5 protein-coding genes are annotated in these 13,198 nt (G+C 69.3%); 4 read left to right on the top strand and 1 reads right to left on the bottom strand.

Features of this window, described 5'->3' with window-relative positions; genetic code table 11:
* Nucleotides 1-12: 12 nt before the first annotated feature.
* Nucleotides 13-939: a hydroxymethylbilane synthase gene (hemC, locus tag L1081_RS13655; RefSeq protein WP_489412687.1), complete on the bottom strand. Its 927-nt coding sequence runs from the start codon at nucleotides 937-939 to the stop codon at nucleotides 13-15.
* 82 nt (nucleotides 940-1,021) lie between these two features.
* Here hemC and ppc point away from each other — a divergent pair, with 82 nt between their 5' ends.
* From ppc to L1081_RS13675, 4 genes are all read left to right on the top strand, one after another.
* Nucleotides 1,022-3,865 carry a phosphoenolpyruvate carboxylase gene (gene ppc, locus L1081_RS13660; protein ID WP_489412688.1) on the top strand — a complete coding sequence of 948 codons (2,844 nt, stop codon included), beginning with the start codon at nucleotides 1,022-1,024 and terminating at the stop codon, nucleotides 3,863-3,865.
* Between the two features lie 184 nt (nucleotides 3,866-4,049).
* A complete protein-coding gene (locus L1081_RS13665; protein ID WP_489412689.1) occupies nucleotides 4,050-4,268 on the top strand; it encodes a hypothetical protein in 219 nt (72 codons plus the stop codon).
* A 94-nt stretch (nucleotides 4,269-4,362) separates the two neighbouring features.
* Nucleotides 4,363-12,552 carry a GH36-type glycosyl hydrolase domain-containing protein gene (locus L1081_RS13670; RefSeq protein WP_489412690.1) on the top strand — a complete coding sequence of 2,730 codons (8,190 nt, stop codon included), beginning with the start codon at nucleotides 4,363-4,365 and terminating at the stop codon, nucleotides 12,550-12,552.
* 29 nt (nucleotides 12,553-12,581) lie between these two features.
* Nucleotides 12,582-13,121, top strand: coding sequence for a hypothetical protein (locus tag L1081_RS13675; protein WP_489412691.1), 540 nt, complete (start codon nucleotides 12,582-12,584; stop codon nucleotides 13,119-13,121).
* Nucleotides 13,122-13,198 lie beyond the last annotated feature (77 nt).

Genomic DNA, 13,198 nt, shown 5'->3' on the forward strand with positions numbered 1-13,198 from the left:
TTTGAAGAATCTTCAGTGCGCGCCGGCGTCGCGCAGCAGCGCGGCGGCACGCTCGCCGAGGGCGCCGGCCTGCGCGAAGTCGGCGGCCGGCGCTTGCGCGTGGACCCGCACCAATGCGGCGTTGCCTTCGGGGTCACCCCAGGCCGCATCGACGCGCAGCGCGCCATCGGCCTGCCAGCGCGCATGGGCCGCGAGCGGCATGGAACAGCTGCCGCCCATCGACCGGCTCACCGCGCGCTCGGCGGCGGTGGCCAGCCAATCGCGCGAGTGCGACAAGGTGGCCAGCAGCGCGATCAGGTCGGTACGGTCGGCCCGCACCTCGATGCCGAGTGCGCCCTGCCCCGCGGCCGGCAGCATGGTGTCGGGATCGAAGGCGACCCGGATGCGGTGCTCGAGGCCGAGCCGCTTGAGCCCGGCCGCCGCGAGCACGATGGCATCGTAGTGACCTTCGTCGAGCTTGCGCAGGCGGGTGTCGAGGTTGCCGCGCAGCGGCTCGATGCGCAGGTCGGGCCGCAGAGCGCGCAGCAGCACCACGCGCCGCAGGCTGGAGGTGCCGACGACGGCGCCGTGCGGCAGTTCGTCGAGCGAGGCATGGCGCGGCGCCACCAGCGCATCGCGCGGATCTTCGCGCTCCAGCACGCAGGCCAGCACGAAGCCCTCGGGCAGGTCCATCGGCACGTCCTTGAGCGAATGCACCGCGATGTCGGCGCGGCCTTCCTCGATCGCGAGTTCGAGTTCCTTCACGAAGAGGCCCTTGCCGCCCACCTTGCTGAGCGACTTGTCCAGGATCTGGTCGCCCCGCGTGGTCATGCCCAGCAGGCTGACCGTGTGGCCTCTTTCCTGCAGCAGCGCCTGCACGTGCTCGGCCTGCCACAGGGCGAGCCGGCTTTCGCGCGTGGCGATCACGATATTGCTCAAGGCCGCTCCCAAAAAGTACATGTTGAAGACCTCCGGAATGCTAGCATGTTGCGCCGCAACAACGCAGGCGGCGCATCTTTTCTAGACCAGGAAAAACATCGAAATGAAAGCCAGCAAGACTCCTGCGCCGCCCAAGCGCCGGCAAGCCGAAGACCAGCCGCTGATCGACGACATCCGGCTCCTGGGCCGCATCCTCGGCGACGTGATCCGCGAACAGGAGGGCGAGGAAAGTTATGCGCTGGTCGAGAAGATCCGCACGCTGTCGGTGGCTTTCCGCCGCGATGCCGACCAGGCGGCCGACCGCGCGCTCAAGAACCTGCTCAAGGGCCTGAGCGCGGCCGAGACGGTGCGCGTGATCCGCGCCTTCACCTATTTCAGCCACCTGGCCAACCTGGCCGAAGACCGGCACCTGATCCGCCGCCGCACCGAGGCCGAGCGCGCCGGCGAAAGCGCCGACGGCGACTTGCAGACCGCCCTCGCGCGCATCCGCAAGGCCGGCGTCAAGCCCGACGAGGTGGTGGCTTCGCTGGCACGCAGCTATGTGTCGCCGGTGCTCACCGCGCACCCGACCGAAGTGCAGCGCAAGAGCATCCTCGATGCCGAGCGCGCCATTGCGCAGCTGCTCACCACGCGCGACGAGATCAAGCTGCGCCAGAGCGCCTACGCCGGCGCCAAGGACGCGCTCACGCCGATCGAGTTTGCCGAGAACGAAACGCAGATGCGCATCCGCGTCACGCAGATCTGGCAGACGCGCCTGCTGCGCTTTTCCAAGCTCACCGTGGCCGACGAGATCGAGAACGCGCTGAGCTACTACGAAGCCACCTTCCTGCGCGAGATTCCACGCGTCTATGCCGACCTCGAAAAGGCACTGGGCCAGGGCGGCGTGGTGCCTTCGGTCGCGCCCTTCCTGCGCATGGGCCAGTGGATCGGCGGCGACCGCGACGGCAATCCCAACGTGACGGCCGAAACGCTCGAATACGCGCTGCGCCGCCAGGCCGAGCTGGCGCTGCGCCACTACCTCACCGAAGTGCACTACCTGGGCGGCGAACTCTCGCTGTCCGCCACGCTGGTGGACGTGTCGGTCGAGATGCAGGCGCTGGCCGAGCGCTCGCCCGACACCAGCGAACACCGCAAGGACGAGCCGTACCGCCGCGCACTCACCGGTGTGTATGCGCGCCTTGCGGCCACGCTGCGCGACCTCACCGGAGGCGAAGCCGCGCGCCACGCCGTGCCGCCGCAAAACCCCTACGCGAAGGCCGAGGAATTCCTGGCTGACCTGCATACCGTGGAACAGTCGCTCGCCGAGAAGCACGGCAGCGTGCTGGCGGCACCCCGCCTGCGGCCGCTGATCCGCGCGGTCGAGGTGTTCGGCTTCCACCTGGCCACGGTCGACCTGCGCCAGAGTTCCGACAAGCACGAGGCCGTGATCGCCGAGTTGCTGGCCACGGCGCGAATCGAACCCGCCTACGCCTCGCTGGCCGAAGAGGCCAAGCAGACACTGCTGCTCAAGCTGCTCGACGACGCGCGTCCGCTGCGCGTGCCCGATGCCGAATACTCGCCGCTGGCGCAGAGCGAGCTCGCGATCTTCGCGGCCGCGCGCACCGCGCGTGCGCGCTACGGCGCGGCAGCCATCCGCCACTACATCATCAGCCACACCGAGACGGTGAGCGACCTGCTCGAGGCCCTGCTGCTGCAAAAGGAAGTGGGCCTCCTGCGCGGCGCGATGAACGGCAAGGCCACCTGCGACCTGATCGTGGTGCCGCTGTTCGAAACCATCGAGGACCTGCGCAATGCCGCTCCCATCGTGCGCGCCTTCTATGCGCTGCCGAACATCCAGGCGCTCATCGAGCGCTCGGGCGCCGAGCAGGACGTGATGCTCGGCTATAGCGACAGCAACAAGGACGGCGGCATCTTCACGAGCAACTGGGAGCTCTACCGCGCGGGCATTGCGCTGGTCGCGCTGTTCGATGAGCTCAACAAGAAGAAGGCCAATCCAATCCGGCTTCGAATGTTCCATGGCCGCGGCGGCACGGTGGGACGCGGCGGCGGCCCGAGCTACCAGGCCATCCTGGCACAGCCGCCCGGCACGGTGCGCGGCCAGATCCGCCTCACCGAACAGGGCGAGGTCATCGGCTCGAAGTACGCCAACCGCGAGATCGGCCGGCGCAACCTCGAGACGCTGGTAGCCGCGACCTTGGAAGCCACGCTGCTGCCGCAGGCCAGGTCGGCGCCCGCCACATTCCTTTCGGCGGCGGGAGAGCTGTCGGCCGCGAGCATGTCGGCCTACCGCAAGCTGGTCTATGAAACACCGGGCTTCGGCGACTATTTCTTCGGCTCCACGCCGATCCGCGAGATTGCCGAGCTCAACATCGGCTCGCGTCCCGCCTCGCGCAATCCGAGCCACAAGATCGACGACCTGCGCGCCGTGCCATGGAGCTTCAGCTGGGGCCAGTGCCGGCTCACCATTCCCGGCTGGTTCGGCTTCGGCTCGGGCGTGGAGCAGTTCCTGGGGTCGGCCGCAACGCCGGCCGCGCGCAAGGAGCGCATCGCGCTGCTGCGCCGCATGTATGCGCAGTGGCCGTTCTTTCGCACGCTGCTCTCCAACATGGACATGGTGCTGGCCAAGAGCGACCTTGCGCTGGCGTCGCGCTACGCCGAACTGGTGACCGACCGCAAGCTGCGCCAGAAGGTGTTCTCGATGATCGACACCGAGTGGCACCGCACCTCCGATGCGCTCACGCTCATCACCGGCGCCAAGCAACGGCTCGAAGGCAACGCCGAGATGCAGCGCTCGGTGCGCCACCGCTTTCCGTACATCGATCCGCTGCACCACCTGCAGGTCGAGCTGATGCGCCGTTTCCGCGCGGGCGAAGGCGGCGAGCGGCTGCAGCGCGGCATCCATATCTCGATCAACGGGGTTGCGGCCGGTTTGCGCAACACTGGCTGAGCGGCTCCGGATCGATCGAAAAAGCCAGGAAAGGGCGCCCTTTGTGCGCCCTTTCCTACGCAAGAAATCGCGCAATAGCAACCCGTAAGGTCAATTAAGAGAGTAGGGTCGGGGAACGTTCAAAGTTTCTCGCAATCTCTCGCAATCGCGCGGCAGCTCGAGTCGTATTCAGGAGCCCGTTGCAATGTCTACCCCGCAGTCACTGACCCATTCGCAGATCGATTTCGTCAACAACGATTTCGAAGCGTTGGCCTCCCACATGCGCCATTGCGCACGCGCCCACGGGCGATGGTTCCCGGTGCGAAGCCACATGCAGCGGGTGCGCGCGCTCGCTGCAGGCCGGATCGTCACGATGGCTTTCGTTGCGGTCGCTTTCGGTATCGGGCTGTTCGCCGTCGCTTGAGGGTGGCAGACCCTGAAACGACACGGGCTGCAATTTCCCCCGAGAGGGGGCAAACAGGCAGCACCCTCCTCGAATTCCAGACAAAGGCGGCGCGATGAGCGCCGCCTTTGTCGTTGATCGGCTCGCAGATCTCAGTGCATACGCGCGCGCGCTGCTCCTTGCGCCCCACGACCCGGTGGCGCCGCCGATCCGCGCCGAGCTCTTCGGAGTCCAGCGTTTCGAACAGCACGGCCACAGCCTGGCCCGCGCCCAGGTGGTCGAACTCGACCCGCGCCGCGCGCGCGAGGGTGCACCCTTTTTTCCGCGCGTGGACGAGAACCTCGAATCGCTGCGCAACGCCTTCGACTACATCGCGCTGATCTCGCAGAGCGGGCGCTATGTGTCTCCCGCGGCCGAATGGCTGCTCGACAACTTCCATCTGGTGGAAGCGCAGCTCCAGCAAATCCACGACGGCGTACCGCGCAGCTACTACGCGCGCCTGCCCAAGCTCGCCACGCCGCCGCTCGCGGGCCTGCCGCGCGTCTACGGCATGGCGTGGGCCTACGTGTCCCATACCGACAGCGTGCTCGACAAGACGCTGTTCACCGCCTTTCTCAACGCCTACCAGGACATCGACGAGCTCACGCTCGGCGAGCTGTGGGCGCTGCCCACCACCCTGCGTGTGGTGCTGCTCGAGAACCTGCGCCGCCTGGCCGAGAGCATTGCGGAGAACAAGGTGGCGCGCGAAATAGCGCACGCGGTGTGGGACGCAGCGCCGCACCTGTCGGCGCAAGACCTCGACACGCTGTACCGCGCATTGCAAAGCCACAACCTGCAGGACGTCTACCTCACGCAGCTCTGGCAGCGCCTGCCGGTGGAGCATGGCGAGAACGTGCCGGCGCTGGTGCGCTGGACCGAACAGCACTGCCCCAACGGGCCGGCGCTGATCGGTGAGGCGCAGAACGCGCAGGCCGCCGCCAACCTCACGGTCGGCAACATCATCACCACGCTGCGCATGATCGGCCAGGTCGAGTGGAGCGACCTGATCGAACCCGTGAGCCGTTCGCTGCGCGTGCTGCGCGAACTGCCGAGCTTCGCAGGCGAAAGCGAGCTGACACGCCAGCAGATCACGCATGCGATGGAGCGGGTCGCGCGCGACAGCGGCCGGTCCGAGCGCGAGGTGGCGCAGGCCGTGGTGCGGCTCGCGGCCGCTGCGCCGGCCGACGACGCAAGCGCCGGCACGGATCGCGCCGACGGCACCGCCGGCTGCTACCTGTTCGGCCAGGGGCGCGGCGCGCTGGTCGCGGCACTGCAATCCGACGCGGCGGTGGGCCGTGCCGACCGTCCGGCAGAGGTCCGGCCGCGACGCAGCCGCCGCGGCTGGCGCTTGCCGGCCTATGTGCTCTTCATCGTCATGGGCACCGCGTGGCTGCTGGCGGCCGTGGCGCATGGCCTGCCGCAGCCTCGCGGCTGGACCACCCTCGCGGCGATGGCGCTGCTCGCATGGCCGCTCTCGGAGGCGTTGATCGCGCTGGCGCAGCGCATCATGGCCGAGTCGGTGCGGGTGCAGGCGCTGCCGCGCCTCGACTTCGCGGCCGGCATTCCCGAGCGGCATCGCACGCTGGTCGTCATTCCCACGCTGCTGAGCTCGCCTGCGAACACCGCGCAGCTCGCCCATCGGCTCGAACTGCACTGGCTCGCCAATCGCGAGGCGCACACCCAGTTCGCGCTGCTGACCGACTGGGCCGACGCGCCCCAGGCCTCGCTGCCGGAAGACGCGGCGCTGCTCGACGATGCCATTGCGCGCATTGCCACGCTCAATGCGAAATATCCGGCGCCCGCCGGCGCGGCCTCGCGCTTTCTGCTGCTGCACCGGCCGCGCAGCTGGAGCGGTACCGAGGAGCGCTGGATGGGCTGGGAGCGCAAGCGCGGCAAGCTCGAAATGCTGCTGCGCCTGCTGGCAACCGGCGACGCCAGCGGCTTTCTGCCGCTTGCACCGGGCCAGCAGCTGGCCCCGGGACCAACGCCCTATGTGCTGACGCTCGACAGCGACACCGGCCTGCCGCCCGGCGCACTGCGCGAGCTGGTGTCGATTGCCGCCCACCCGCTCAATGCGCCCGAAATCGACGCGCAAAGCCGGCGCGTGGTCGCGGGCTTCGGCATCCTCCAGCCGCGCATCGTGACGCCGTTTCCGATGCACAGCGAGCGCTCGTTCTTCCACTGGATGTTTGCCGGGCAGTGCGGGCTCGACCCCTACGGCAGCGGCGCGTCCGACATCTACCAGGACGTGTTCGGCAGCGGCTCCTTCACCGGCAAGGGCCTGCTGAACGTGTGCGCAGTGCATGCCGCGCTCGACAGGCGCCTGCCCGAAGGCGCAGTGCTGAGCCATGACCTGCTCGAAGGCACGGTCGCGCGCTGCGCGATGGTGAGCGACGTGGTGCTGATCGAGGACCACCCGCACCACTCGGGCGTGGCCGCATCGCGCGTGCACCGCTGGGTGCGCGGCGACTGGCAGCTGCTGCCGCTGCTGTGGCGCGCCAGGCACTTCGGCATCAACGCGCTCGGGCTCTGGAAGATGGGCGACAACCTGCGCCGCTCGCTGGTGGTGCCCGCCTCCTTCGCGCTGCTGGTGCTCGTGGTCTTCACGCGGGCCATGCCGCTCGGATGGGCGCTGGCCGCGGTCGCCTCGGCGCTCACGTTCGGCCCGCTGCTCGGTGCCCTGGCCGGGCTGGTGCCGACGCGCCGCGCCATCGAGCTGCGCCACTTCCTCGATGTCGGCGCGGTCGAGCTGCTGCGGGCCATGGCAGGCGCGGCCTGGCAGTTCGTACAGCTGGCGGCGCAGACGCGCCTGCTGCTCGATGCGATGTTCCTTGCGACATGGCGGCTGACAGTCAGCCGCAGGCACCTGCTCCAATGGACCACGACGGCACAGGCGCAGGCCCAAGCCAGCCAGCAGCTGCCGCCCTTCCTGCGCAATGCCGCCCTCAGCAGCGTGCTGTGCCTGGCGCTGGCCTTGGTGGCGGCGCGCTGGAGCGCCTATCCGGTGGCCGGGCCGCTGCTGTTCGTGGCCTGGGCACTGGCGCCGTTCGCGGCCTGGTGGAGCAGCCGCGTCGATGTGCAGGTGCCCGATCCGCTGAACGCCGAACAACGCAGCTACCTCGAGAAACTCGCACACGACACCTGGCGCTTCTTCGAGCACGTGGTCGGCCCGGAAGACAACCACCTGCCGCCCGACAACCTGCAGCTCGAGCCGCAGCCGACCATCGCCCACCGCACTTCGCCGACCAACATCGGCATGTACCTGCTGGCCACCTGCTGCGCGCGCGAGTTCGGCTGGATCGACACCGCAGTGCTGCTCGCGCGCATCACCGCCACGCTCGACACCGTGGAGCGCATGCAGAAGCACCAGGGCCATCTCTTCAACTGGTACCACACGCAAACGCTGCAACTGCTGCCGCCGGCCTATGTGTCCAGCGTGGACAGCGGCAACTTCGCGGGCCACCTGGTGGCCGTGGCGCAGGCCTGCCGCGCCTTTGCTGCGGAAGGCTGCCAGAGCCATGAGGAACCCGCGCTGGAGGCACTCGCACAGCGCTGCGATGCGCTGCACGCCGGCATGGATTTCAGCGGCCTCTACGACCCCAAGCGGCACCTGTTCCACATCGGCCTGCGCGTCGAGGAGAACGTGCTCGACGCGAGCTACTACGATCTGCTGGCCTCCGAGTCGCGCCTCTTGAGCTTCCTGGCGATTGCGAAGGGGGATGTACCTCGCCGCCACTGGATGGCGCTGGGCCGGCCATTCCTGCTGGTGGGTTTCCAGCCCGGGCTCAAGTCGTGGTCCGGCTCGATGTTCGAGTACCTGATGCCCGCGCTCGTGATGCCCGAACCCGCCGACGGCCTGCTGCAGGTGGCCAACAGCGCGGCCATCGCCGAGCAGCAGGCCTTCGGCCGTTCGCTGAACATGCCGTGGGGTGTTTCGGAATCGGCCTACTTCGCGCAGGACCATTCGCTGGCCTACCAGTACTCGCCCTTCGGCGTGCCGCGCCTCGCGCTGCGCCGCACGCCGCCCACCGACCGCGTGGTGTCGCCCTATGCGAGCGCCATGGCCGCCGTGCTGGCACCGGCCGCGGCGGTGGCCAACCTGGAACTGCTCGAATCGCTCGGCGCGCGCGGCGAGTTCGGCTTTCACGACGCGGTGGATTTCACCACCTCGCGCCAGGCCGATGGCCAGCGCTTCACCGTAGTGCGCAACTTCATGGCGCACCACCAGGGCATGTCGCTGGTGGCGCTGTGCCACGTGCTGCGCGCCGAGGCGCCGCGCCGCTGGTTCGGCAGCGCCGCGCTGGTGCAGGCGCACGAGTCGCTGCTGCACGAACGCACGCCGCGGCAGATCATCGGCAGCGCCGACCCGCGCACGCCGCCCGAGCCCAGCATGGCCGAGCTGGCGCCGCTGTTCCAGCCCCGCTCGGTGGACCCGACGGTGTCCGGCTTCCAGCCCACGCACCTGCTGTCGAACGGGCGCTACACGGTGGCCCTGCGCGCCAACGGCGCTGGCGTGAGCCGCTGGCACGCGTTCAACGTGACCCGCTGGCGCGACGATCCGCTGCGCGACGGCCACGGCACCTTCTTCTATCTGCGCAATATCGAAAAGCATGGAGAAAAGCACGAACTCGTCTCGCTCACCGCCCTGCCCGCGCCCGGCGCCGGCTGGACCTACCGCACCCGCTTTCTCGCCGAGCAGGTGCAGTTCGATGCGGCCGGCGACGACTTGCAAGTGCGCACCACGGTGCTGATCAGCCCCGAAGACGACACCGAGCTGCGCAACATCACGCTGCACAACGCCGGCATGCAGACCCGCACGCTCGAGCTCGTCTCCTACTTCGAGCCGGTACTGTCGTATCCCAAGGCCGACGAGGCGCATCCGGCCTTCGCCAACCTGTTCGTCGAATCGCACTGGGAGCCCGCGTGGCGCGCGCTGCTGCTGACACGCAAGCCGCGCCTGCATGGCGACCCGATGGTGGCCGCCGCGCACTTCCTAGCCTCGGTCGATGCCCATGTGATTTCCATCGACTGCATGACCGACCGGCGCGCCTTCATCGGCCGCAACCGCTCGCTCGCGAGCCCCGCGCTCGATACGCAGCCGCTGGCCGCCGACGGCACGCCGGTGAACGGACTCGATCCCATTGCCTGCCTGCGCGTGCGCCTGTCGATCGCACCGGGCGCCACTGCGCGGCTGTGCTTCGCGACCGCCGCCGACGAAAGCATCGAGGCGCTGATGCCCAGGATCGACCGCTATCAGGAGCCGATGCATGTGGAGCGCGCCACGCGCATGGCCGCCACGCTGGCGCAGGTGCGGCTGCGCGACCTGAGCATCGCACCGGTCCAGACCTTCGCGCTGCAGGACCTGACCACCATCCTCACCTACACCACGCCGCGCGGGATGAAGGACCGCGGCCTCATCGACCGGCGGCAGATCTGGCGCTTCGGCATCTCGGGCGACAAGCCCATCGTGCTGGTCGCGATCCATTCGATGAACGGCATGGGGCTCCTCAATGCACTGCTGCGCGCGCAGCCGTGGTGGGGCTTTGGCGGCGTCGCCTGCGACCTGGTGGTGCTCAACAGCGAGCCGAATTCCTACCTGATGCCGCTGCAGCGTGAGATCGAAACCCTGTGCCTGCGCGTCGCGCAGCAGACCCAGAACAGTTTTCCGCGCAACGACACGGCGGGCTTCTACCTGCTGCGCGACCACGACGTGGCGCCCTCGGAGAAGGCTGCGCTTTCGAAGCTGGCACGCGTGGTGTTCACCGCCGACGGGCGCTCGCTCGAAATGCAGGTGGCGGCGCTGCACGAGGCGCGGGTCGACGCCAGCGCGGACGCCGAGATCCCGTCCGCATCGTCGCGTGCCGCGCTGCTGGCACGGCCCGCGGCGGCGCCTTCCGCGGAAGCCCCCGCGGGAACTTTCGATGCCGAGAGCGGCGAGTTCCGCTTCGAGGTCGGCGCCGGCCACCGCACGCCGCGCCCCTGGATCAACGTGATCGCCAATGCCGGCTTCGGCTTCCAGGTGTCCGAATGGGGCACCGGCTTCACCTGGGCCGGCAACAGCCGCATGCACCAGGTCACGCCATGGTCGAACGACCCGGTGCAGGACCCGGCCTTCGAACACTACCTGCTGCAGGATGCGGCCTCCGGCGCGCTGCTGCCGCTCACGCCGGCGGGCCAGGGTGCGGGGGATGGCGGCGAAGTGCGCCACCGCGTGCGGCATGGCCAGGGCTACACGGTCTTCGAATGCCGGCAACAGGAACTCGCACTCGAGACCACCTTCTTCGCGGACCGGGACGACGCTGTCAAGCTGGTGCACGTGCGTGTTCACAACCAGGGTTCCGGCCCGCGGCGCCTGCGCGCACTCGGCATGGTCGAGTGGCAGCTCGGCGCTGCGCGCGGCGAACGGCGGACCGTTCATTGCTGGAAGCCCGAAGACCAGCCCGCGGTGTTCGGCCAGCAGCGTGAATCGAGCACGGGATTCGGCGGCAGCACGGCTTTCCTGCTGCTGGCGGGTTTGCCGGGCGCGACGCAGTGGACCTGCGACCGCAACGAATTCTTCGCCGGGCGCGGCATCGTCGAAGTGCCGGACACGCTGGCGCAGCGCGCCGGCGGCGGGCTCGACGCCTGCGCGGCCATCGGTGGCGAGTTGGTCGTCGGTGCCGGCGAGAGCGCCAGTTTCAGTTTCGTTCTGGGCCACGCCGACGACGCCGATGCGGCGCTCGCTCTCGCCCGCCGCTGGCGCCAGCGCGACGTGCCCGAAGCCCTGGCGCAGGCTCGCGGCTTCTGGGACGAGCTGCTGGGCCGCCTCGAGGTGCGCACGCCCGATCCGCTGTTCGACGCCATGGTCAACCGCTGGCTCATCTACCAGACGCTGGCCTGCCGCCTCTGGTCGAAGGCCGGCTTCTACCAGGCCGGAGGCGCCTTCGGCTTTCGCGACCAGCTGCAGGACGCGATGGCCTTCGCGCTCACCGATCCCTCGCGGCTGCGCGAGCAGATCCTGGTCAACGCGGCGCGGCAGTTTCCCGAAGGCGACGTGCAGCACTGGTGGCACATGCCTGGCGGCGCCGGCGTGCGCACGCATTTTTCGGACGATCTGTTGTGGCTGCCCTTTGCGACGGCGCACTACGTCGAGGTGACCGGCGATGCAGCGCTGCTCGACCATGCGGCCCCGTTCATCGAAGGCCCCGCGATTCCCGAGGGCGCCGAGGACGCCTACTATGCGCCGCAGCACAGCGGCCGCACGGCCACCGTGTTCGAGCACGGCGCGCTGGCCATCGACCGCAGCCTGAAGACCGGCGTGCACGGCCTGCCGCTGATGGGCACCGGCGACTGGAACGACGGCATGAACCGCGTCGGCCACGAGGGCCGCGGCGAATCGGTCTGGCTGGCATGGTTCCTGTGCAGCGTGGTCGAGCAATACGCGCCGATCGCCCAGGCGCGCGGCGAGCATGCCAGGGCCGCGCGCTGGAACGAAGCCCGCCGCGGCTGGATCGCCGCGCTGCACGACGCCGGCTGGGACGGCGCCTGGTTCCGCCGCGCCTTCTTCGACGACGGCGCGCCGCTCGGTTCATCGGCCAACGACGAGTGCCGCATCGACCTGATCGCGCAAGCGTGGTCGGTGCTCTCGGGCGCATCGGACGACGCCCACACCGGCCCGGCGATGGCCGCCGTCAAGAAGCACCTGCACGACGAGCCGGCCGGCCTGCTGCGCCTGCTGGCGCCGCCCTTTGCCCGCTCGGCCAACCATCCCGGCTACATCCAGGCCTACCCGCCCGGCGTGCGCGAGAACGGCGGACAGTATTCGCACGGCGCCGTGTGGGCGCTGATGGCGCAGGCACTGCAGGGCGACCACGAAGCGGCATGGCGCAGCTTCGAGGGCCTGAGCCCGGCGCACCGCGCGATGCATCGCGAGCGCGGGCCCGCCTACGAACTGGAGCCCTACGTGATGGCCGGCGACATCTACAGCGCCGCGCCGTATGTCGGGCGCGGCGGCTGGAGCTGGTACACGGGCTCGGCCGCATGGCTGCACCGCGCCGCGGTCGAAACACTGCTGGGCCTGTGCGTGAAGGGCCGCATGCTCGCGCTGACGCCGCGCGTGCCCGCGCACTGGCCGGGCTTCGAGATTGCGCTGCGGCTCGGACAGCAGCGCCTGACGCTGCAATGGGGAACACCCGATGCCGCCGGAACGCCCACGCACCATGCGGCCATCGGCGAATGGATCGACTGGCAGGCGCTGCCGGCGGATGCGGTGCTGCACGTGAGTTAAGGTCGCAGGCCGATTCCACCTGCCTGTCCATGACCACCATCCAGTCCCGCCGCAAGCTCATCGTCGTCATCCTGCTGTGCCTGGCGGTCGGGGGGGCGCTCGTGCGGCACTACGCGGAGCGCGGCACGACCACGCGCGACATCGGCACGCTGCTGATGGTGCTGTGGGTGCCGATCATCGGCAACGTCATTGCCTGGCTCATCGGCAAGCTGCCGCGGCGCGCGTCGCCGGCCGTGCCCGCGACCTTCGATGCGGCGCGCGCGTTCACGCCCCACTTCCTGGCCGAGATCACGCTGCGCCCGCCGGCATTGCCTTCGCACGACGTGCCGCTGGCCCCGGGCGAATATCGCTGCGCGCTGGTGGTCGACAACGAAGGCTTCTCCGCGCGCTGGCTGGTGCCGCAGGGAGAAGTGCTGGCAAGGGGAAAGCCGCATGCGCTCGACATCGAACTGCTGTCGCCGGAGACCGCAGGAGCGCGGTTTCCCGCAGGTGTGACCTTTCGCGTGCTGGTGGGCGACTCGTTCATCGCCGATGGGCGGGTGCTGGAACTTCGCCCGGCAGTCATCTAGGAAGGCGACGAACGGCCAAAGGGCCGATTGTTCGCCGCAGGGAAACTGACTACTGCCGGCAGGCCCCTTGGTGGCGG

The sequence above is a fragment of the Variovorax sp. MSC1_012 genome (assembly GCF_023667525.1).
Lineage (GTDB): Bacteria > Pseudomonadota > Gammaproteobacteria > Burkholderiales > Burkholderiaceae_C > Variovorax > Variovorax beijingensis_B.

Bases quoted from the DNA above. Each gene is read 5' to 3' on its own strand.
- ppc (WP_489412688.1), top strand. From the start codon at position 1,022: ATGAAAGCCAGCAAGACTCCTGCGCCGCCCAAGCGCCGGCAAGCCGAA.
- L1081_RS13670 (WP_489412690.1), top strand. From the start codon at position 4,363: ATGAGCGCCGCCTTTGTCGTTGATCGGCTCGCAGATCTCAGTGCATAC.
- hemC (WP_489412687.1), bottom strand. From the start codon at position 939: ATGTACTTTTTGGGAGCGGCCTTGAGCAATATCGTGATCGCCACGCGC.
- L1081_RS13665 (WP_489412689.1), top strand. From the start codon at position 4,050: ATGTCTACCCCGCAGTCACTGACCCATTCGCAGATCGATTTCGTCAAC.
- L1081_RS13675 (WP_489412691.1), top strand. From the start codon at position 12,582: ATGACCACCATCCAGTCCCGCCGCAAGCTCATCGTCGTCATCCTGCTG.